Below are 20,130 nucleotides of genomic sequence, written 5' to 3'. Positions count from 1 at the left end.
TCGCCGAAGCCTATCCGCAGGACGGCATCGTCGGCGAGGAACATGCCGCGGTCGCGGGGACGACAGGCCATGTTTGGGTGATCGACCCGATCGACGGCACCGCCAATTTCGTGCGCGGCATTCCGGCCTGGTGCGTGGTGATCGCCTGCGCCAGTAACGGAGAGACGGTGGTCGGTGTCATCCACGAGCCCTCGACGGGCGAGACCTTCCACGGCCATCGCGGCGGCGGCGCCTTCGTCAACGGCAGGCCGATCACGGCGAGCAAGGCCGCGAGCCTTACGGAAGGATCGGTCGGAACCGGGCTGTCGAACCGGGCCAACACCGAGCATGTCGCCGTGCTCATCCGCGCCATCATGGCCGAAGGCGGCGTCTTCTACCGCAACGCGTCGGGCGCGCTGATGCTCGCCTATGCCGCCTCCGGCCGGCTGCTCGGCTATGTCGAGGAACATATGAACGCCTGGGATTGCCTGGCCGGCATGCTGCTGGTCGAGGAAGCCGGCGGCACGGTGCTCACGGCTGATCCGGCAACCGTCATCGGCCAGGGGACGAAGGTGATCGCCGGTGGAAAGGCGATCTTCCCGAAGCTGCAGGCACTCTGCGTCGAGGCATTCGGGCGCTGATTGCGGCGGCTGCGACGTTTTTGCCCGCCTCGGATTCTGCAAGTTTGGCCATGTCCGGCGGCAAATCGGCTGCGGTACGCGTGATTTAGGCCTTTTCCCTGCCGTGGACCGGGATAGTGGACGCCTTGCGCAGAATGCTTGCGCGCCGTCCGGCCTGTTCTTATATACGCGCCAAGCCGTTCGGCGCCGGAAAGCCGGTTGCCGGAACGGGATTTCTTGTGAACAGGGGCTTTCGTCGGAACGCCTTCACGGGTCCTGAGAGCCTGCTTAGCGGAGAGACTAGAACAATGGCAAAAGTAATCGGTATCGATCTGGGAACGACCAACTCCTGTATCGCCATCATGGATGGCAAGGAGCCGAAGGTCATCGAGAATGCGGAAGGCGCGCGCACGACCCCTTCCATCGTCGCCATCAGCGGCGACGGCGAGCGCCTCGTCGGCCAGCCGGCCAAGCGCCAGGCGGTCACCAATCCTGAAAACACCATCTTCGCGGTGAAGCGCCTGATCGGCCGCCGCTATGACGATCCGGTGACGGAGAAAGACAAGAAGCTTGTCCCCTACAAGATCGTCAAGGGCGACAATGGCGATGCCTGGGTCGAGGCCGGCGGCAAGAAGCAGTCGCCGTCGCAGATCTCGGCCATGATCCTGCAGAAGATGAAGGAGACGGCGGAAGCCTATCTCGGCGAGAAGGTCGAGAAGGCGGTCATCACCGTTCCGGCCTATTTCAACGACGCCCAGCGCCAGGCGACCAAGGACGCCGGCAAGATCGCCGGCCTCGAGGTGCTGCGCATCATCAACGAGCCGACCGCGGCAGCCCTTGCCTACGGCCTCGACAAGAAGGACGGCAAGACCATCGCCGTCTATGACCTTGGCGGCGGCACCTTCGACATTTCCGTGCTCGAGATCGGCGACGGCGTCTTCGAGGTGAAGTCGACCAATGGCGACACCTTCCTCGGCGGCGAGGATTTCGACATGCGCCTGGTCGAGTATCTGGCGGCCGAGTTCAAGAAGGAACAGGGCATCGACCTGAAGGCCGACAAGCTTGCCTTGCAGCGCCTGAAGGAGGCGGCCGAGAAGGCCAAGATCGAGCTGTCGTCGACGACGCAGACCGAGATCAACCTGCCCTTCATCACCGCCGACGCCACCGGCCCGAAGCACCTGACGCTGAAGCTGACCCGGGCGAAGTTCGAGAGCCTGGTCGAGGATCTCGTCCAGCGCACGATCGATCCCTGCAAGGCGGCGCTCAAGGACGCCGGCCTGAAGGCCGGCGAGATCGACGAGGTCGTCCTGGTCGGCGGCATGACCCGCATGCCCAAGATCCAGGAGATCGTGAAGCAGTTCTTCGGCAAGGAGCCGCACAAGGGCGTCAACCCCGATGAGGTCGTGGCGCTCGGCGCCGCCATCCAGGCCGGCGTGCTGCAGGGCGACGTCAAGGACGTGCTGCTGCTCGACGTGACGCCGCTGTCGCTCGGCATCGAGACGCTGGGCGGCGTGTTCACCCGCTTGATCGAGCGCAACACGACGATCCCGACCAAGAAGAGCCAGGTGTTCTCGACCGCCGAGGATAGTCAGTCGGCGGTGACCATCCGCGTCTTCCAGGGCGAGCGCGAGATGGCGGCCGACAACAAGATGCTCGGCCAGTTCGACCTGGTCGGCATCCCGCCGGCGCCGCGCGGCGTGCCGCAGATCGAAGTCACCTTCGACATCGACGCCAACGGCATCGTCAACGTCTCTGCCAAGGACAAGGGCACCGGCAAGGAGCACCAGATCCGCATCCAGGCGTCCGGCGGTCTTTCGGACACCGACATCGAGAAGATGGTCAAGGATGCCGAGGCCAATGCCGAGGCCGACAAGAAGCGCCGCGCCGTGGTCGAGGCCCGCAACCAGGCCGAGGCGCTTGTGCATTCGTCGGAGAAGTCGCTGAAGGAATATGGCGACAAGGTCTCCGAGACCGAGCGCACGGCGATTTCCGATGCGATCGCGGCGCTGAAGACCGCCACCGAGGGTGACGACGCGGCCGAGATCGAGGCCAAGACACAGGCGCTCGCCGAAGCTTCGATGAAGCTTGGCCAGGCCATGTACGAAGCCTCGCAGAAGGAAGCGGCCGAGGCCGACGCCAAGGCGGACGCCGCCAAGGACTCGGACGTGGTCGATGCCGACTTCGAGGAAATCGACGAGGATGACGACAAGAAGAAGTCGGCCTGAACCGTCTGACGCCAGATAAAGCGAAAAGCCCGGCGCAAAGCCGGGCTTTTTTGCAACCCTGGCTGAAAAAGTGCTAGGCGCGGCCGAAAAAACGCGGGCAAACCCGCGTCAAGGCTGGCATACGGCCACCATCGCACCTAAATCGAAACGACGTGCCGGCAAACGACGCAACAGTGCATCAAGACGTTGAGCATCCGGACTGCGGGAAAAAATGAAAGCTGATTTCTACGAGACGCTGGGCGTGCAAAAGGGCGCCGACGAGAAGGAGCTCAAAAGCGCTTTCCGCAAGCTCGCCATGCAGTTCCATCCCGACCGCAATCCCGGCGACCACGCCTGCGAGCACAAGTTCAAGGAAATCAACGAGGCCTACGAGACACTGAAGGACCCGCAGAAGCGCGCGGCCTATGACCGTTTCGGCCACGCCGCCTTCGAACATGGCGGCATGAATGGCGGCGCGCAGGGCTTCGGCGCCGGCGGCTTCGCCGACATCTTCGAGGATATTTTCGGCGACATGATGGGCGGCCGCCAGCGGCGCTCGTCGGGCGGCCGCGAGCGCGGCGCGGACCTGCGCTACAATATGGAAATCTCGCTGGAGGAGGCGTTCTCCGGCAAGACCGCGCAAATCCGCGTGCCGGCCTCGATCTCCTGTTCGGAATGCTCGGGCAGCGGCGCCAAGCCGGGCACCCAGCCGGCGACCTGCTCGATGTGCAACGGCCACGGCAAGGTGCGCGCAACGCAGGGCTTCTTCTCGATCGAGCGCACCTGTCCGCAGTGCCAGGGCCGCGGCCAGACGATCAAGGACCCGTGCCCGAAATGCGCCGGCCAGGGCCGCGTCACCGAGGAGCGCTCGCTGTCGGTCAACATCCCGGCCGGCATCGAGGACGGCACCCGCATCCGGCTTGCCAATGAGGGCGAGGCCGGCTTGCGCGGCGGTCCGTCTGGCGACCTCTACATCTTCCTCGCGGTCAAGCCGCACGAATTCTTCCAGCGCGACGGCGCCGATCTCTATTGCAAGGTGCCGATCTCGATGACGACGGCTGCTCTTGGCGGTTCGTTCGAGGTGACGACGCTGGACGGCACGCAGACCAAGGTGAAGGTGCCGGAAGGCACGCAGAACGGCCGCCAGTTCCGGCTGAAGGGCAAGGGCATGCCGGTGCTGCGCCAGCCCAATGTCGGCGACCTCTACATCCAGACCGCGGTCGAGACGCCGCAGAACCTGTCGCGCCGCCAGCGCGAGCTGCTGGAAGAATTCGAGCAGTTGTCCTCGCAGGACAATTCGCCCCAGTCGAGCGGCTTCTTCGCCCGCATGAAGGACTTTTTTGAGTCGTTCGGCGATCGGTGACAGTTTGAAACGGCATGCATCCGGGATGCTTCCCGAGCGTCATCAACACCTTATGCCAGGTTGACGCCTTGCCTTGTCCCACCTAGCTGCTAATTAGCGGGTCGGGGAGCGTTGAGGAGAGCTCGCATGGCACGTGGTCCCGGATTGCGCAAGTCGCTGGCGGAGAAGTTCGACGACGAGCTGAAGTTCTTCCGGGGCTGGATCGACAAGCCGAAGACGGTCGGCTCGATCGTTCCCACGAGTTCCATCACCGCCCGCAAGATGGCCTCGATCGTCAACCCGAGATCCGGCCTGCCGGTGCTCGAGGTTGGACCGGGCACGGGCGTCATCACGCGTGCCATCCTGGCCCGGGGCGTGAAGCCGGAAAATCTCTACGCCGTTGAATACTCGACCGATTTCGTGCGCCATCTGCGTCAGCTCTATCCCGGCGTCAACGTCATCGAGGGCGACGCCTTCAATCTCAACGCGACGCTCGGCGACAAGCGAGACATGGTGTTCGATTCGGTCGTCTCCGGCGTGCCCCTGCTCAACTTCCCGGTCGCCCAGCGCATCGCCTATATCGAAAGCCTGCTCGACCGCATCCCCGCCGGCCGGCCGATCGTGCAGCTGACCTACGGTCCGCTGTCGCCGATCCCGCCCGGCCGTGGCGACTACACGGTCAAGCATTTCGATTTCATCATCCGCAACATTCCGCCGACGCAGCTGTGGATCTACCGACGCGAGGCGCATTAGATGAGAAGGGAATAGGGGAGTACGGCAGTAGGGGTAGGGAAATCGAGCCGTACATTCCCCCTGCTGCCCTACTCCCTTATTCCCCTACTCCCGGTTCCTCATCCAACCGTTGATTTGAACGCCCCCTTTCTGTACCTGTCCGGGAACAAGGGTGGGCAATGCCAGTAATCCCGAAAATCCTCGTCTTCGCCGGATCGGTCCGGTCGGGCGCCTTCAGCGGCAGGACCGCCGACGTGGCGCAGCGAGAGCTTGCCATGCAGGGCGCAGAGGTGACGCGCATCTCGCTCGGCGACTATCCGCTGCCGATCATGGACGAGGACCTGGAAAAGGAAGAAGGCATTCCGCAGAATGCCATGCGGCTCGGCCGGCTGATCGCCGGCCATGACGGGCTGTTGATCGCAACGCCGGAATATAACGGCTCGATCCCGCCGCTGCTCAAGAACAGCGTCGACTGGGTGAGCCGGATACGCCGCGATGGCAGCCGCTCGTTCAGGCCGTTTCCGGGCAAGCCGGCCGGCCTTTGCTCCTCCTCCGACGGCAAGTTCGCCGGCATACGCTGCATCAATCATCTGCGTGCCGTGCTGGTGCGCTGCCAGGTCGAGGTGGTCACGCCGGAATGCTCGGTCTCGGGCGCCAGCGACGCCTTCGACCAGGATGGACATTTCCGCGACGACAGTCTACGCCAATCGATGGAGCGCCTATGCCGCACACTGATCGAAACCTCGCGCATGCTGTCCAGCCGGATCGAGGCATGATTCCCGAACATGCCGACACCATGCGCGACAGGCTGATCGTTGGCCTCGACGTGCCGACGCTGAAAGAGGCCGAGAAGGCGGTGCGCGAGCTTGACGGCACTGTGTCCTTCTACAAGATCGGCTATCAGCTCGCCTTCGCCGGCGGGCTCGACTTCGCCCGCGAGCTTGCCAGCGGCGGCACCAAGATCTTCCTCGACATGAAGCTGCTCGACATCGACAACACGGTGGCCAAGGGGGTCGAGAGCATCGTCAGGATGGGCATGTCGATGCTGACCATCCACTCCTATCCGAAGGCGATGCGGGCAGCGGTGGAAGCGGCCAGGGGCAGCGATCTCTGCCTGCTCGCTGTCAGCGTGCTGACCTCGATGGACGAGCAGGACATGATCGATGCCGGCTACGAATACGATCCGCACACGCTGGTGCTGAGGCGCGCGGAACAGGCGCTGCATGCCGGCATGGGCGGCGTCGTCTGTTCCGCGGAGGAAGCGGAAGCCGTGCGCCGGATCGTCGGGCCGAACATGGCCGTGGTCACGCCGGGCATACGGCCCAAGGGAAGCGACCACGGCGACCAGAAACGGGTGGTGACGCCGGCCCAGGCGATCCGCAACGGCTCCAGCCATCTCGTGGTCGGCCGGCCGATCGTCGCCGCCGACGACAGGCGCGCGGCGGCCGCAGCGATACTTGACGAGATGCGCTCGGCGTAACGCCGCAACCGGGAGAAGAAGCATGCCAAAGGGATACTGGGTCGCCCGCGTCGATGTGCGCGACGCCGAGGGCTACAAGGACTATGTCGCCGCCGCGAAGCCGGCGTTCGAGCGGTTCGGCGCGCAGTTCCTGGCGCGCGGCGGCGAGCATGAGAAGGCCGAGGGGGCGGGCCGCGCGCGCAATGTCATCATCGAGTTTCCGTCGCTCGCCGCGGCGCATGACTGCTACCACTCGCCGGAATACCAGCGCGCCGTCGCCATCCGCCAGAAAGTGGCCGATGGCGAGATCGTTCTGGTCGAGGGCGTCTAGCCTAGCCGGGTCCTCGCGGTTTCAGCCATCGCATCGGCGAGGCCCAGCCCCCATTGCGAGGCGCAATAGGCGCGAAAATCGAAGCAGGGCAGGCCGGGGCAGACCTCGAACTCGATGAGATGGACGGTGTCGTCGGCCTCGAGCCTGAGATCGATCGAAAAGACGTCCTTCAGGCCAAGCCCGCCAATCAGCTTTTGCGCCATGGCGCGGATCGCCCGATCGGCCGCCGGCTGGCTGGCGGCGACAGGCTGGAGCTCAGGCTCGGCATAGGTTCCAGCCGCCTTCGCGACCACGCCGGTGTCGCCATAGAGCGCCAGGCTGTCAGCCATGGTCTGGAAATCGCCACCGGACTCGACAAAGGCGATGCCGAGCGCCTCGACGCCGGTGTCTGGCTTCAGGCCGAGGAAGCTGGCGCGAACATTGCGGCCGGCGACATAGGGCTGGACGACGACATCGTCGCGATAGTGGGCAAAGACACGCCGGCTAAGCTCCAGCGCATGGCCAAGATCATCGACGCGCGAATCCGGCCAGATTCCGATCTTGGCACCGAGCCGGTTCGGCTTGACGAACCAGCCGGCTTGCGAGGCCGGGGGCGCGACCAGCCAGTTGCCGTCCCGCGCCAGGCCGGCCCGCGGCACCGGCAGGCCGAGCGCGTCGAGCACGGCGCCCGAGCGGAACTTGTCCTGGCAGAGCGCGAACACGGAATCATCGGCGCCGATCGTCCGCAGCCCGTTCAACCTGGCCAGCGCGGGCGCGGCGCCACCACGGAAATAGGCGACGCCGTCGGTCAACGTCCAGACCAGGGTGGCCTCCCGATCAGCGCCGGCAAGCACGCCGGCGGCTTCATCCAACTCGACCGGCGCGAAGGCGAGGCCGCGTTTGTCGCAAGCCGCGGCCAGCGCGTCGAACTCCCCCGCCAGATCGGTCGACTGCGCCAGATAGGACGAGATTTCGGCGGCACGCTCCGGCTCATGGCCGTCAGCGACAAGCCGTTCGCAACAGGCTCTTTCCGGCTCGTGGACAAGGATCAGTCTCGGCTGGTTGCGCGGCATCGAATGGCAAGGCTCCCGGCGGTCATGCCGCTACCATCGCACGACTGCTGCGATCGGCTTTCGCGAAACCGACCGGGGCGGGCGGATGCGTGACAGAACCAGGTCCCAGCCCGCAAAGCGGGCCGGTGGCCCGTATCAGGCGATCAGCACGCGCGGCTCGAAGCGGCCGTTGACGGGAATGCCGAGCAGGAAGGTCATGCCAGCTTGGGGATCGAGCTTGCGCTGCTTGTCGTCCTTGCCCTTCCACGCCGAGGTCACCGCCAGCCTGTCGGCCTTGGCGCCGACAAAGGCCGGGCAGGAGGGCTGCGTCACCGGCATCGGGATTTCGCGCAGCAACGCGCCGTCGGGCGCATAGGCCTTGACCACCTTGCCGCCCCAGACAGCGTTCCACAGCACGCCGTCGCGGTCGACGACGGAGCCGTCGACATAGCCCATCGATTTGCGATGGTCGACGAACACTTTTGGTTCACCTACGGGCAGGCCGGTTGACGCATCGCAGGCGACGCGCATCAACAGCCCGGTCGAGGTGTCGGTGTAGTAGGCGATCTTTCCGTCCTCGGAGAAGCAGATCGAGTTCGACACGGTGATGTCGGAAAACAGCCGGCGCAACTCGCCCTTGAAGAACCAGTAGATCGCCCCGGCGCCCTTGCCCTCGTCCTTGCCCATGGTGCCGACCCAGAAGGCGCCGCAAGGATGGACGCGCGAATCGTTGGAGCGGGTCAGCGGATTGTCGGCCTCGATCGCGGTGTGCAGCGTCAGCCTGCCGGTCGCGACGTCGCGGACATGCAGGCCGGTCTCGGTGGCGATCAGCTGGCGGGCGTCGTCGATGATGGCGAGCGCGCTGGCCATCAGGCCGAGCTCATGCACCTTCAGGACGCCGGAGCCCACGCCCTGCTCCAAAAGCAGGCCGTTGACGATGTCGAACCAGAACAGGGCATCGCTGCCGGGGTCGTAGCTCGGCCCCTCGCCTAGCTGGCAGATATGGTCCGAGAAAACCGAAACGCCGTTGTCCATCATGCCTCTCCCCCGAATGCCGCGTCCCAGGCGGTTACGGCGGCGCGGGCACGGGTCGCCACCTCCTCGACGCTCATGCCAGGATTGAACAGGCTGGAGCCGAGGCCGAAGGCGCTGACGCCGGCCGATTTATAGCCGGCGAAATCCTTGTCCGACACGCCACCGACGGCGCCGACCACAATTTCGGCCGGCAGCACCGCGCGCATGGCCGAAATGCCGCCGGCGCCAAGCACGCTTGCCGGGAAGAATTTCAGCGCCGAGGCGCCGAGCCTTATCGCCAGGAAGGCCTCTGTCGGCGTGAACACGCCGGGCATCGTCACCATGTTGTAGGTCATGGCGCGCCCCATCACCTCGGCATCGATGTTGGGGCTGACCAGCAGGCGCCCGCCGGCCTTGTGCAGGGCGTCGACATCGGCCACCGTCAGCACGGTGCCGGCGCCGACCAGCGCCGTCTTCGGCAACGCCTGCACAAGGCTGGCGATCGAGACGAAGGGTTCCGGCGAATTGAGCGGCACCTCGATCGCCTCGATGCCGGCATCGAAGATCGCCTGGCCGATCGCCACCGCTTCGCCGGGTTTCAGCCCGCGCAGGATGGCGACGAGGCCGCGCTTGAGGTTCGGAAACGGTGCGGTCTGGGTCACGCGGCGGCTCCAATCATGCCGTTCTCGCGCGCCGCCTCGACGAGGCCGGCACGCACTGCTTCATCGGCGTCAACGGTTCTGAGGGCAAGGCCCGCGACGCCCAGCGCGGCGCCATAGAGCACAGCGAGGGCGCCGGAGGCGACCAGCACGACCGGCTCATCGCCGGCGCCATAGCGGCGTTTTGCCGAAGCGATCTCGCCGCCGAGCAGCAACCCCGACAGGCACGCCGCCGCATCGTCGGACTGCAGGTCGTGCAGCAGGCCGGCGGCGCGGATGGCAAACAGCTTCGAGGTGACGTCGCCGCCCTCGCCGAGCGCTCGTTCGCACCATTGACGGAAGAAGGGATTGTCAGCCGCCACCGCTGCCGGATGCTCGCCCAGCGAATGGCGCAGGATCGAATGCGCGGCCAGAACCGAGAACAGCTCGCCCGTCGGCCAGGTGCCGAAGCCGGCGACGGCGCCGTCCTCGACGGCCACCCATTTCGAATGCGTGCCGGGCATGCAGACGAGATGGCGACCCTTTGCCGGCAAACCGGCGCCGGCAAGCTGGGTTTCCTCGCCGCGCATCACGTCGGGCGCATCGGCCAGCCGCTGGGCAAGGCCCGGCACGATGCGGATGTCGCGGCCCTGGCCGGGAACCCTGATAGCGCCGGCCAGGATGGCGCCGATCGGCGCCGGCACGGTGACATAGGGCGCTTCCAGCCAGCCCTGGCGGGATCCGGCCATGCCGCAGATGATGACCGGCAGCGTTTCCGGCGCGCCCATGGCGGCCAGGTGGCCCTCGAGAACCGTCGAAAACCCTTTCTCGCGCGCGGTGATCAGCCCGTCGTCGCCGCGACGCTCGGCAAGCACCTTGCCGGCGTCGTCGAGCAACCAGGCCCTGAGCCTGGTCGTGCCCCAGTCGAGCGCCGCGACCGCGGGCGCCGCGCTCACAGGAAGCCTCCATCGACGATCAGCATCTGCGCAGTCAGCATGCGCGAGGCATCCGAGGCGAGGAACAGCACCGTGCCGACGATGTCGTCGGGCAGCATGACGTCCTTGATGCACTGTTTGGCGACATGGGCGGTGAGCGACCCTTCGGTGACCCAGAGCTCCTTCTGCCGTTCGGTGATCACCCAGCCCGGTGCGATAGCGTTGACCCGGATGCGGTCGGCGCCGAGCTTGCCGGCCAGGCCCTTGGTGAGGCCGAGTATGCCGGCCTTGGCGGCGGTGTAGGCCGGCATATCCGGATGGTTGATCAGATAGGAGGTCGAGGTGAAATTGATGATCGAGCCGCCGCCGGCCCGCTTCATGCCCGGCGCCACCGCCTGCGCGGTGAAGAAATGCGGGCGCAGGTTGACGGCGAGGTTGTTGTCCCAGAACTCGACGGTGACGTCCTCGACCGCGTGGCGGTCGTCAAGCGCGGCGTTATTGACCAGGACGGTGACGTCGCCATGCGCTTCAGCCGCCCTGGCAGCCGAGGCGCGCAGCGCCTCGATGTCGCGCAGATCGGTCTTGAGGTAGAGCGGCCGCCGGCCTTGCTCCTTCTCGACGCGGTCGGCAAGCGCGATGCTCGGACCGTCGGCGATGTCGATGAAGGCGACCTTCGCGCCTTGCCGGACAAAGCCCTCGGTCAGCGCCGCGCCAATACCGGAACCGCCGCCGGTGATCAGCACCGAAGCGCCTTCGAGATCGGCAAAACGCGCCGATGGCATCATGTTTTTTCTCCCTGGCCAAGTCGGCGCGCATCCTATCCAGACAAGGCGCGCGGGCAAGGGATAAACGTCAGATTTTCGAGCTTATGTCTGACAAAAAGGCAAATCACGCCCGCACCGGATGAAGGGGCTGGCTGAATCCGTGCGGAACGGCGTTCAGATCGCCTTGGCGTGCAAGGCGCCGCGATAGGAATCGCGCAGATAGCCGAGCGTGGCGTCGGCATCGACCGGCTTGCCGAACAGGTAGCCCTGGCCGCCGGCGCAGCCGAACTGGACGAGGCGGTCGGCCTGCGCCTCTTCCTCGATGCCCTCGGCCACGACATCCATGCCGAGCCCCTCGCACATGGCGAGGATGGCGCGGATGATGTGCTCGGACGGGCGGTCGTCGAGGATCGAGGAGACGAAGGCGCGGTCGATCTTGAGCTTGTCGAAATGGAATTCGCGCAGGCGCCCGAGCGAGGACTGGCCGGTGCCGAAATCGTCGAGCGAGACGCGGATGCCGACGCGGCGCAGGTCCTCGACGATCTTCTCGGCCGAGGCCGGATCGTTCATCAGGCCGGTCTCGGTGATTTCGATCTCCAGCCGGCGCGGATCGAAGCCGGTGCGGTCGAGGATCGCCAGTATGTGCAGGCCGGTGTTCTGGTCGACGAGCTGCGACGGCGACAGGTTGAAGGACAGGAACAGGTCCTTCGGCCAGCTGCGGGCTGCCTCGGTGGCCTTGCGCAGCACCAGCTGCGACAGCGGACCGATGATGCCGCGCTCCTCGGCGATCGGGATGAACACGGTCGGCGGCACGGTGCCGAGATCGCGGTCGGTCCAGCGCGCCAGCGTCTCGAAGCCGATGGTGCGGCGGGTGTTCAGGGCGACGATGGGCTGGAAATGCGGCTCGACCTCGCCGGCCGAGACGGCGCGGCGCAGCGCCTGCTCGATGCGGGTGACGCGCTTGGCCGCCTCCTCCATCTCGCGGGTGTAGACGACGACGCGGCCGCGGCCGGAACGCTTGGCATGGTAGAGCGCGGTTTCGGCCTTGTTGAGCAGGATGTCGGTGGTCTCGTCGCCGGAATAGAACAGCGAGCAGCCGACCGAGGCCGAAAGCCTGGCGGTGCGCTCGCCGACATCGTAGGGCGCCGACAGGATCTCGATCAGCATGCGCGACTTTTCGGCCGCCGCCTCCTCTGAGAACACCATCGGATAGAGAAAGGCGAACTCGTCGGCGCCGATGCGGCAGACGGTGGAATAGCTGTCCATCGAGGCGCGCAGCCGCATCGCCACCTGGATCAGGATATCGTCGCCGGCCTTGTGGCCGAACAGGTCGTTGATCGGCTTGAAGCCGTCGAGGTCGAGGATGCCGACGGTGAAGGGCGCCGGGTCCTCGGAACGGTCGCTGATAAGGCGGTCGACCTTGTCGAAGAAGCGGCGATGATTGCCAAGCCCGGTCAGCGGATCGGTGAAGGCCAGATCCGTGTTTTCCCTGCCTGCCTGCCCGGTGGCAAACGTCGTTTGCATCGGTGTTCCTGTTGCACGTCGGAATTTGCGGTGAGACTGGCAGGAAACCCTTTAGGAAACGTATCGAGAAATCGATTTTCTGATGCGCCCGAAGCGGCGGTTCAACCGCCTTCGCGCACGCGGTAGAGCTCGATCGGAGCGCCCCGGCTTGCGGCCACCGGCTCCAGCCAATCCGGCACGCGGCCATCGATCAGACCGGCCAGAAAGCCCTTCGGCGCCTTTTCGGCGAGAAGCTGGCTTTCGACGCTGCCGCGACAGACAGCGACCAGGCCGACATGATGGCTTTCGACGATCGCCCGCGCATCGGCGTCCGAGCCCAGGAAAGCATCGAGCGCCAGAAGGTTTCCGGCGATGTTGCGATGGTAGGGTCCGGAAAACACGCGATGTCCGGTATAGGCCAAGATCGGCGAGCCGAGATTGGAGATCGCCAGCACCGTGGTGCCGGGCTGCCCGGCGAGGGCCGCGAAGGAAGCCTTGCTCTCGCAGTTCCGGTCGACGCCGCCGTCATCGGCCTTGACCGGCTCGAAGGCCGACGACATCGCGGTGGCGGTGCCGGCCCAGAGCGCGTTCACCGACAGCAGCCAGGCCGCGACCATGCGCAGCGAGACGCTTCGCGAAGGGCTGACCTCGACCCGCCGGCGCCATCTGGCGATCCATGCCGAGAGCGGGATCACGGCAAAGCCAATCGAGAAGGTCGAGCCGCGTATCTCCCAGGCGCTGACCAGGAAGGCGACGATGAGCAGGGCGCCGACGAGGCTGTCCTGCCGGCGCCGGCCGCCATGCGCGAGGCGCAACGCCATCACCACGATGGCCAGCAACGGCGTCGCATAGCGGGCGGCCACGCTGGCCGGCTTGTGAACGAGCAGCGTGAACAGCGACTGGGCTTCGTCGATGTGGTCGAGCCACAGTTCCTTTAGGCGTGGATCGAGACCGGCATAGGGTGCGGCGAGACATTGCGGGAAGGCCACCACGACGACCGCGCCAAGCGTTGCGGCGAGCAGGCCGATCGCCAGCAGCCGGCGTTGCCAGCGACTGGCGACGGCATCGATCGAGGCAAACGCCGCAAGACCGATGCCTGCTATGGCGGCGACAACGAATTGCGCGATCGAAAAGGCGTCGCATTGAGCCTGACCCCAAGAGGACATCGGGACGGTCGTCACGAAGACCAACGCCGACACTCCGGCGAAGCCGAAACCGAAATTCCTGGCGATCTGCCTTTCCCGCACGCCGTCGACCAGAAACAGGACAGCGACCAGGGCGCCGATGGTGCCGGCGTAAGGCGCGCTTTCCATGCCGATGGCCAGCGTCAGCGCCGCGCAGACGCCGGCGGGCAAGGCCATCCAGTTGCGCGCGGGCGCCTCGAGCAGCAGGCTGAGGCTTGCCATGGTCAGCATCACCTGGACATTGTGGTGATCAAGCGAACCCGGTGAATAGATGCCGATGAAGTGGTAGGCGGCGGCGCCGACAACCACGGCCGGGAGCACCGCGCCGGCGCCTCCGACACTGCGTGCGGCGCGCACCGTGAAGAACAGCGTCAGCCAGAAGAGCAGGGCCGGCCAGGCCACCTGCACGATCTGCTCGGCAAGCGGCCTGCTGCCGGTCAGGGCCGACATGACGAGGATGCCGAGAGCCAGCGGCGCGTCGAGCAGCCGCGACCAGTGCATGACGAAACCGCCTTCCGGCCCCATCCTGTACTGCTGCATGTCGAACCAGCCCTGGCCACCCAGCAGGTCGCGGACCTGGACCAGCTGCAGCAGGCTGTCATTGTCGCCGCCGGCGTTGGCCAATTCCGGGAAACCGGCATGGGCGTTGACCAAGAGCACCACCAGCGTGGCGAGCAACGCCGCCACAAGATCCATGCGCCAGGAACGGGCGGTTTCCCCGGCAGGAATCGCGGCATTTGCAGCGGTCATGGATCGACTTTCGGGCGAGTGGTCGGCGCCGCAGGCTAGCGCCGCACGCTTCACAAAGCGTAAAGCGCGCGCGCAAATGCGCTAGAGCCGGATGATTTCAGGTCGTCGACCTGAAATCTGAATCCGACTCTAAATCAAAGAGATAGAGCATGATGTCGCCCGAAAACCGCTTCACACTTTTCGGCATCATGCTCTAGCCGCGTGCCGGAAACACCCAGAGCGACGACGCGACATAGCTCAGCGCGCTTGTCGCGACCGTGGTCAGCGCCGACATGGCAAGCGGCGACAGGCCGAAGCGCGCAACCGCCACATGCGAGACAAGGCCGGAAAAGACGGCGCATCCGAGCTGCAGCGTGAGATAGCGCGGCAACGCCGTGGCGTGATCGTGCTCGCCGCCGAAGGTCCAGCCGCGCTGCGCTGAATAGGCGACGACGAAGGCGATCGCGTAGGCGGCGGCACTGCCGACGAACGGCGAAAGGCCGAGCGAAACCAGCAGCCACGACAGCACGAACAGCAGCAGGGCCGCGCCGACGCCGACCACCAGGAAGCGGAACAGGCGCGACTGGACGAAGCCCGGCAGCGCGTCGATCATTGGTTCTCGCCTGCCGGCAGTTCGCTGGACGGGCCGTTTCGCAGCCGCTTGACCGGAATTTCCAGGACGCCGAGCAGGAATGCCGAGAAAAAGGCCTGGAACGAAATGACGACCAGGCTGAGGCCGAGCACGACGATGCGCGGGATTTCGGAATCGTCCAGCGGGCCGAAGCCGAGATGCGCCCAGCGCAGCACGGCGTAGGCGCAAAACGCGAAGCCGCCGGCAAAGCAGGTGCCGGCATTGGCGGCGAGACGATCGGTGCTGATGGTCCTGGTCAGCCAGTCGGACCTGCGGCTGCGCGGCAGGATGCCGGTGACCTCGGCATAGTAGCGCGAGATGACACCGAAGGTGATGAGCTGCACGCCGGTGACGATCATGAAGCAGGCGGCGACGAAGGTGTTGAGGTCGAGCGACAGATTGTTGATCACCCTGAGCGGCCCGAACACCAAAAGGGCAGCGAACAGCGTGCCCAGCCCGCCCAGCACCATGCCCGGAATGAAGAACATCCAGCGCGGATTGTAGACCAGCAGGAATTTCAGGTGCCGCCAGCCGTCGCGCCAGGTCCTGAGATGCGGCGGCCGGCTGCGGCCGTCGGGCTTGAGCGTCGTCGGCACCTCCTCGATGCGCAGGCCGGCAAGCGCGCCGCGCACCACCATCTCGCTGGCGAATTCCATGCCGGTGGTCTGCAGATCGAGCTTCCTGATGCTCTCGGCATTGAAGCCGCGCAGGCCGCAGTGGAAATCGCCGGTCTTGATGCGGAAGAACAGGCGGCCGATGAAGCTCAGCACCGGATTGCCGAGATAGCGGTGCAGCGGCGGCATGGCGCCCGTTTCGATGCCGCCCCGGAAGCGATTGCCCATGACCAGGTCGGCGCCGTCGCGCAGGCGTGCCACGAACGCGTCCAGGGCGCTGAAATCATAGCTGTCGTCGGCATCGCCCATGATGACGAAGCGGCCCCTGGCGGCGGCGATGCCGCCGAGCAGCGCCGCACCATAGCCCTTCTGCGGCACCGGCACGACGCGGGCGCCGATCGCCGTCGCGATCTCCTGGGAGCCGTCGGTGCTGCCGTTGTCGGCAATCAGCACCTCGCCCGCTATGCCGGCCTTGTCGAGGAAGACCTTTGCCTTGCCGATGCAGACGGCAAGCGTCTCGGCCTCGTTGAGGCACGGCATCAGGATGGTCAGCTCGAGCTGCTTGGTCTGGGCGGCACGGATGGTTGTGACGGCGTTCATGGTTCTTGTTCCATCAAGGACTGGGTCCGGCGTCGGCAGGGCCGGGCTCATTCGAACCACCCTTGCATGGCAAGGCTTAAGAAAACGATGACGCGGGTTCTCGCCTTGTCTGCAATCGCGCGGCCGGGTCGCGCCTGGTTGATGCGATCTTCAAAATGTCGCGATTGGCAGAGCCCGCCGATTTCCTTATATCGGCGACATAGTTTCAAAGTGTTGGAGCGCACTTGCCCGTCCAAACGGACACGTCGCTCCAATGTGCCGGAGACCCCTATGCCGCTGAAGATCGCCATCCAGATGGACCATGTCTCCACCGTGTCGATCGCCGGCGACACCTCGTTCGCGCTGTCGCTGGAGGCGCAGCGGCGCGGCCACAAGCTTTTCCACTACACGCCCGACCGGCTGTCGATGCGCGATGGCAAGGTGTTCGCGCGCATCGAGGAGATGCAGGTGCGCGACGAGAAGGGCAGTCACTACTCGCTCGGCGAGAAGGTGCGCACCGACCTGTCGGAGATGGACGTCATCCTGCTGCGGCAGGACCCGCCCTTCGACATGAACTACATCACCACCACGCACATCCTCGAGCGCATCCACCCTGGGACGTTGGTGGTCAACGATCCGGCCTGGGTGCGCAACAGCCCGGAAAAGATCTTCGTCACCGAATTTCCGGACCTGATGCCTGAGACGCTGATCACCAAGGATCCGCAGGAGGTCGCGGCCTTCCGCAAGGAATTCGGCGACATCATCGTCAAGCCGCTCTACGGCAATGGCGGCGCCGGCATCTTCCATCTGCACGAGGCCGACCGCAACCTTGCCTCGCTGCTCGAAATGTTCGGCCAGATGTTCCGCGAGCCCTATATCGTGCAGCGCTACCTGAAGGACGTGCGCAAGGGCGACAAGCGCATCATCCTCATCGACGGCGAGCCGGTCGGCGCCATCAACCGCGTGCCGGCAGAGCACGATTCCCGCTCCAACATGCATGTCGGCGGCCGCGCCGAGAAGACCGAGCTGACGGAGCGCGAGCGCGAGATCTGCGCCCGCATCGGTCCGTCACTGAAGGAGCGCGGCTTCATCCTCGTCGGCATCGACGTCATCGGCGACTACATGACCGAGATCAACGTGACCTCGCCGACCGGCGTGCGCGAGGTGCAGCGTTTCGGCGGCGCCGACATCGCCAGCCTGTTCTGGGACTGCGTCGAGGACAAAAGGCGATCCCGCGGCTAGACCACGAAGAAGTCGTCCGCAGTGAGCCAGGTGCCCGGGTCCACGGTGGCGAACCGGACGCCCGCCGCCCCACCCGCCCCGTCCTGGTCGAACAGCAGAGCGCCGGTCGCATCGTCATAGATAATGTGGTCGCTGTCATCGATGGCCTCGCTGCCGACCGTGAAGACGGCAGCAAAAAGCGGGCCGGCCGACAGCCCGACGAATGCGGAGCTGTCCAGCCGGAACACATCGTCAAGCGCGTTGAAGTCGACGATACGGTCGTAGTTCGCTGGTCCGAGTGCGTCGAACACGAAGACATCCCGGCCCGCGTCGCCGGCTAGCCAGTCGCGCCCGGCGCCGCCATTGAGGATGTCGTCGCCAGCGCCGCCGCGCAGGTCGTCTGAGCCGGCGCCGCCGTCGAGAACGTCGTCGCCCGTATCGCCGCGGATGCCGTCGGTGCCTGCACCGCCGCTTATCGCGTCGCTGCCGGCGTCGCCCTTCAGCCAATCCGTGCCTGCGCCGCCGATGATCGTGTCGGCGCCGGCGCCGCCGAACAGCTGGTCGTGGCCGGCGCCGCCGTCTAGCGTATCGTTGAACGGGGTGCCGCTGATGCGGTCGCCACCGCCCAGCGCGGCGACGAGCACGGCATGATCGTAGCCTCCATAGCTCACGACATTCGTGACGTCGCTCAACGCGATGGATTCGGCCGGCGGCGTCACCGCGATCGTAATCGTCGCCACATTGCTGTTGCCCTGGCCGTCGGTAGCGTAAACCGTGAAGCTGTCGGTGCCGACGAAGCCGGCCTCGGGCGTGTAGTCAAACAGATTGCCGCTCAGAAAGTCGGCATGATAGTGCAGGCTCGAGCCGTAGTGCCCCTGGTGAAACGGGTAGTAGTTGCCGTCGAAACTCGTGCTCTGCTCGAGGGTGCCGTGGTCCGGCCCGTCCACGACGACAAAGCTCAAGAGATCGTAGTCGGCGTCCGCGGCGCTGAATTTGATGTCGTCGAGAAACTGCCCCTGTGAAACCGACACGTTCAGATCGGCGGCGGTGGGCGCATGATTGACGAAGCTGTCGGGCTGCAGCGCGCCGCCTTCCAGGATGATCTGATGCTGCCCATACTGGGTGTTTTCGCCGCCGAAATATTCGTTCGCGCCGATCCATGTCACCGTGATGGTGTCGGGGCTGTCGGCGTTGACCGAGACAATCTGGGCAGACAGGAAAGCGGCCTGGTCGGACAAGGTGCGGATAAGATTGCCTTCATTGTCGAAGACCTGCGTCTCCACCGTCGTCCAGGTCTCGGTTCGGCCCTCGTTGGTGAAGCTGGTGATGGTGAAGAAGCCGTCGAAGACATCGACCGAAGCCAGGTCGATCCCACCGAACGGGAAATCCGGCTTTGCTCCTATTGGCCCGATCACATCGCCGTCGGTTTCGGTAATGCTGAAAAGGACCGCGTCAGGGCTCGGATTGGGATTGTCGGTTTCTTCCCATACGGTGAGCTCGCTGCCATTGCTTAAGGTCAGCATCCTGTCTTCCTCGCCTTCGCGCCTGGACGTGCTGTGGATGCCCCCCGATCCCAACGATAGCATCGTACGCGCGTCGGATCGGTGACAAACCCGGCCGCGTCCCGCCTTTTTCCAATGTGGTTAATTATGTGTGTCGAGCGGGATCCCGTTGCTCGGTCGGGGTCGACATTTGTTCTTGTAATGTTCTTGATCAATCCGAAAATCTGTGGTTGTCTTGGCTGACCCCGCTCGCCGCCTGATCGCAGGACCGGCGGGCGGACAGGTATCCGGGGGCAGAGCAAGATGGTGGCGCGGGTTCGCACGGTCGCTTTCCAGGGCATCGAGGCCGTGCCGGTCGATGTCCAGGTGATGATCGCGCCGGGCAAGGTCGGCATGCATATTGTCGGCCTGCCGGACAAGGCGGTGGCGGAGAGCCGCGAGCGGGTGCAGGCGGCTTTGCATGCCTCGGGCCTGTCGATGCCGTCGAAGAAGGTCACCGTCAACCTCGCGCCGGCCGACCTGCCCAAGGAAGGCAGCCATTACGATTTGCCGATCGCGCTCGGCCTGATGGCGGCGCTCGGCGCCATTCCGGGCGACATGCTGGCCGGCTATGTCGTGCTCGGTGAATTGTCGCTCGACGGCACCATCGCGGCGGTGGCCGGAGCGCTGCCGGCGGCGATCGGCGCCAATGCCGAGAACAAGGGCCTGATCTGCCCGTTCGGCTGCGGGCCGGAGGCCGCCTGGGCCGGCAAGGATTTCGACATCCTGGCGCCGCGCAGCCTGATCGCCGTCGCCAACCATTTTCGCGGCACGCAGGTGCTGTCGCGGCCCGAGGCCGGCATCCAGCTCGCGGCGCGCGACCTGCCGGACCTCGCCGACATCAAGGGCCAGGAGAGCGCCAAGCGGGCGCTGGAGGTGGCGGCTGCGGGCGGCCACAATCTGCTGATGGTCGGGCCTCCAGGTTCTGGAAAGTCGATGCTGGCGCAGCGGCTGCCGTCGGTCCTGCCGCCGCTGGCGCCGAAGGAACTTTTGGAAGTCTCGATGATCGCCTCGGTGGCGGGCGAACTCGGCGAAGGCAAGCTCACCGACCGCCGGCCGTTCCGCGCCCCGCATCATTC

General features: G+C 65.6%; 20 protein-coding genes. 9 read left to right on the top strand and 11 right to left on the bottom strand.

Translation table 11 applies throughout. The features are described from left to right. The 7 genes from EN780_RS09035 to EN780_RS09005 all read left to right on the top strand — a co-directional run. The coding region (locus EN780_RS09035) for an inositol monophosphatase family protein (protein ID WP_128273258.1) at positions 1 to 620 on the top strand (620 nt) is incomplete at its 5' end. Positions 621 to 907: 287 nt separating this feature from the next. Beyond that, positions 908 to 2,824, top strand: a complete 1,917-nt coding sequence (dnaK, locus tag EN780_RS09030; protein ID WP_127285100.1) for a molecular chaperone DnaK — start codon at positions 908 to 910, stop codon at positions 2,822 to 2,824. Between the two features lie 211 nt (positions 2,825 to 3,035). Beyond that, the gene (gene dnaJ / locus EN780_RS09025; protein WP_127285099.1) at positions 3,036 to 4,166 is read left to right on the top strand and encodes a molecular chaperone DnaJ; all 1,131 of its coding nucleotides are present in this window, start codon (positions 3,036 to 3,038) and stop codon (positions 4,164 to 4,166) included. A 126-nt stretch (positions 4,167 to 4,292) separates the two neighbouring features. Then, a complete protein-coding gene (gene pmtA, locus EN780_RS09020; protein WP_128273256.1) occupies positions 4,293 to 4,898 on the top strand; it encodes a phospholipid N-methyltransferase PmtA in 606 nt (201 codons plus the stop codon). A gap of 158 nt (positions 4,899 to 5,056) precedes the next feature. Then, positions 5,057 to 5,653: an NADPH-dependent FMN reductase gene (locus EN780_RS09015; protein WP_127392653.1), complete on the top strand. Its 597-nt coding sequence runs from the start codon at positions 5,057 to 5,059 to the stop codon at positions 5,651 to 5,653. Further along, a complete protein-coding gene (gene pyrF / locus EN780_RS09010) occupies positions 5,650 to 6,357 on the top strand; it encodes an orotidine-5'-phosphate decarboxylase (protein ID WP_127392654.1) in 708 nt (235 codons plus the stop codon). The genes EN780_RS09015 and pyrF overlap by 4 nt, the downstream gene beginning before the upstream one ends. Positions 6,358 to 6,379: 22 nt before the next feature. Then, complete coding sequence (locus EN780_RS09005) at positions 6,380 to 6,667, top strand: DUF1330 domain-containing protein (protein WP_127285095.1); 288 nt, start codon at positions 6,380 to 6,382, stop codon at positions 6,665 to 6,667. Here the strand turns inward: EN780_RS09005 and EN780_RS09000 are convergent. The 10 genes from EN780_RS09000 to EN780_RS39720 all read right to left on the bottom strand — a co-directional run bounded on the left by EN780_RS09000 (position 6,664) and on the right by EN780_RS39720 (position 16,600). Then, on the bottom strand, positions 6,664 to 7,719 hold the full coding sequence (locus tag EN780_RS09000; RefSeq protein WP_128273254.1) for a D-alanine:D-lactate ligase-like protein: 1,056 nt from the start codon (positions 7,717 to 7,719) through the stop codon (positions 6,664 to 6,666). The two genes, EN780_RS09005 and EN780_RS09000, sit on opposite strands and share 4 nt — an antisense overlap. Before the next feature lie 135 nt (positions 7,720 to 7,854). Continuing rightward, positions 7,855 to 8,736 (bottom strand): SMP-30/gluconolactonase/LRE family protein, encoded by an 882-nt coding sequence (locus EN780_RS08995; RefSeq protein WP_127285093.1) that lies wholly within the window; start codon positions 8,734 to 8,736, stop codon positions 7,855 to 7,857. Beyond that, a complete protein-coding gene (locus EN780_RS08990; RefSeq protein ID WP_127392656.1) occupies positions 8,733 to 9,374 on the bottom strand; it encodes a 2-dehydro-3-deoxy-6-phosphogalactonate aldolase in 642 nt (213 codons plus the stop codon). The genes EN780_RS08995 and EN780_RS08990 overlap by 4 nt, the downstream gene beginning before the upstream one ends. Beyond that, positions 9,371 to 10,306 (bottom strand): 2-dehydro-3-deoxygalactonokinase, encoded by a 936-nt coding sequence (locus tag EN780_RS08985; protein ID WP_127285091.1) that lies wholly within the window; start codon positions 10,304 to 10,306, stop codon positions 9,371 to 9,373. The genes EN780_RS08990 and EN780_RS08985 overlap by 4 nt, the downstream gene beginning before the upstream one ends. Next, the gene (locus tag EN780_RS08980; protein WP_127285090.1) at positions 10,303 to 11,070 is read right to left on the bottom strand and encodes an SDR family oxidoreductase; all 768 of its coding nucleotides are present in this window, start codon (positions 11,068 to 11,070) and stop codon (positions 10,303 to 10,305) included. Before EN780_RS08980 ends, EN780_RS08985 begins: the two co-directional genes overlap by 4 nt. Positions 11,071 to 11,223: 153 nt before the next feature. Next, positions 11,224 to 12,573: an EAL domain-containing protein gene (locus EN780_RS08975; protein WP_128273252.1), complete on the bottom strand. Its 1,350-nt coding sequence runs from the start codon at positions 12,571 to 12,573 to the stop codon at positions 11,224 to 11,226. 101 nt (positions 12,574 to 12,674) lie between these two features. Beyond that, positions 12,675 to 14,486: a GtrA family protein gene (locus EN780_RS08970; RefSeq protein WP_128273250.1), complete on the bottom strand. Its 1,812-nt coding sequence runs from the start codon at positions 14,484 to 14,486 to the stop codon at positions 12,675 to 12,677. A gap of 193 nt (positions 14,487 to 14,679) precedes the next feature. Continuing rightward, positions 14,680 to 15,078, bottom strand: a complete 399-nt coding sequence (locus tag EN780_RS08965; protein WP_127392690.1) for a GtrA family protein — start codon at positions 15,076 to 15,078, stop codon at positions 14,680 to 14,682. Beyond that, positions 15,075 to 16,310 carry a glycosyltransferase family 2 protein gene (locus EN780_RS08960; RefSeq protein ID WP_127392689.1) on the bottom strand — a complete coding sequence of 412 codons (1,236 nt, stop codon included), beginning with the start codon at positions 16,308 to 16,310 and terminating at the stop codon, positions 15,075 to 15,077. The genes EN780_RS08965 and EN780_RS08960 overlap by 4 nt, the downstream gene beginning before the upstream one ends. Positions 16,311 to 16,357: 47 nt before the next feature. Beyond that, positions 16,358 to 16,600: a hypothetical protein gene (locus EN780_RS39720; protein ID WP_127392688.1), complete on the bottom strand. Its 243-nt coding sequence runs from the start codon at positions 16,598 to 16,600 to the stop codon at positions 16,358 to 16,360. Here EN780_RS39720 and gshB point away from each other — a divergent pair. After that, the gene (gene gshB / locus EN780_RS08955) at positions 16,581 to 17,531 is read left to right on the top strand and encodes a glutathione synthase (protein ID WP_127392687.1); all 951 of its coding nucleotides are present in this window, start codon (positions 16,581 to 16,583) and stop codon (positions 17,529 to 17,531) included. The two genes, EN780_RS39720 and gshB, sit on opposite strands and share 20 nt — an antisense overlap. Here the strand turns inward: gshB and EN780_RS08950 are convergent. Further along, positions 17,528 to 19,033 (bottom strand): Ig-like domain-containing protein, encoded by a 1,506-nt coding sequence (locus EN780_RS08950; protein WP_128273248.1) that lies wholly within the window; start codon positions 19,031 to 19,033, stop codon positions 17,528 to 17,530. The two genes, gshB and EN780_RS08950, sit on opposite strands and share 4 nt — an antisense overlap. A 282-nt stretch (positions 19,034 to 19,315) precedes the next feature. On the opposite strand from EN780_RS08950, the gene EN780_RS08945 reads away from it, so the two are divergent. Beyond that, a partial coding sequence (locus tag EN780_RS08945; protein ID WP_133372591.1) for a magnesium chelatase domain-containing protein occupies positions 19,316 to 20,130 on the top strand: 815 nt, incomplete at its 3' end.

Origin of the sequence: Mesorhizobium sp. M4B.F.Ca.ET.089.01.1.1 (assembly GCF_004022605.1) — a bacterium.
In the GTDB taxonomy this organism is placed as follows: domain Bacteria; phylum Pseudomonadota; class Alphaproteobacteria; order Rhizobiales; family Rhizobiaceae; genus Mesorhizobium; species Mesorhizobium abyssinicae.
The sequence above is the reverse complement of the archived record's forward strand: the minus strand, read 5'-3'. Positions and strand labels throughout refer to the sequence as shown.

Excerpts from the sequence above, each read along its gene's own strand:
- EN780_RS09000 (WP_128273254.1), bottom strand. The coding sequence starts at position 7,719 with ATGCCGCGCAACCAGCCGAGACTGATCCTTGTCCACGAGCCGGAAAGA.
- dnaJ (WP_127285099.1), top strand. The coding sequence starts at position 3,036 with ATGAAAGCTGATTTCTACGAGACGCTGGGCGTGCAAAAGGGCGCCGAC.
- EN780_RS08975 (WP_128273252.1), bottom strand. The coding sequence starts at position 12,573 with ATGCAAACGACGTTTGCCACCGGGCAGGCAGGCAGGGAAAACACGGAT.
- dnaK (WP_127285100.1), top strand. The coding sequence starts at position 908 with ATGGCAAAAGTAATCGGTATCGATCTGGGAACGACCAACTCCTGTATC.
- EN780_RS08960 (WP_127392689.1), bottom strand. The coding sequence starts at position 16,310 with ATGAACGCCGTCACAACCATCCGTGCCGCCCAGACCAAGCAGCTCGAG.
- pmtA (WP_128273256.1), top strand. The coding sequence starts at position 4,293 with ATGGCACGTGGTCCCGGATTGCGCAAGTCGCTGGCGGAGAAGTTCGAC.
- EN780_RS39720 (WP_127392688.1), bottom strand. The coding sequence starts at position 16,600 with ATGGCGATCTTCAGCGGCATAGGGGTCTCCGGCACATTGGAGCGACGT.
- EN780_RS09015 (WP_127392653.1), top strand. The coding sequence starts at position 5,057 with ATGCCAGTAATCCCGAAAATCCTCGTCTTCGCCGGATCGGTCCGGTCG.
- pyrF (WP_127392654.1), top strand. The coding sequence starts at position 5,650 with ATGATTCCCGAACATGCCGACACCATGCGCGACAGGCTGATCGTTGGC.
- EN780_RS08950 (WP_128273248.1), bottom strand. The coding sequence starts at position 19,033 with ATGCTGACCTTAAGCAATGGCAGCGAGCTCACCGTATGGGAAGAAACC.
- EN780_RS08965 (WP_127392690.1), bottom strand. The coding sequence starts at position 15,078 with ATGATCGACGCGCTGCCGGGCTTCGTCCAGTCGCGCCTGTTCCGCTTC.
- gshB (WP_127392687.1), top strand. The coding sequence starts at position 16,581 with ATGCCGCTGAAGATCGCCATCCAGATGGACCATGTCTCCACCGTGTCG.
- EN780_RS08995 (WP_127285093.1), bottom strand. The coding sequence starts at position 8,736 with ATGATGGACAACGGCGTTTCGGTTTTCTCGGACCATATCTGCCAGCTA.
- EN780_RS08970 (WP_128273250.1), bottom strand. The coding sequence starts at position 14,486 with ATGACCGCTGCAAATGCCGCGATTCCTGCCGGGGAAACCGCCCGTTCC.
- EN780_RS09005 (WP_127285095.1), top strand. The coding sequence starts at position 6,380 with ATGCCAAAGGGATACTGGGTCGCCCGCGTCGATGTGCGCGACGCCGAG.
- EN780_RS08980 (WP_127285090.1), bottom strand. The coding sequence starts at position 11,070 with ATGATGCCATCGGCGCGTTTTGCCGATCTCGAAGGCGCTTCGGTGCTG.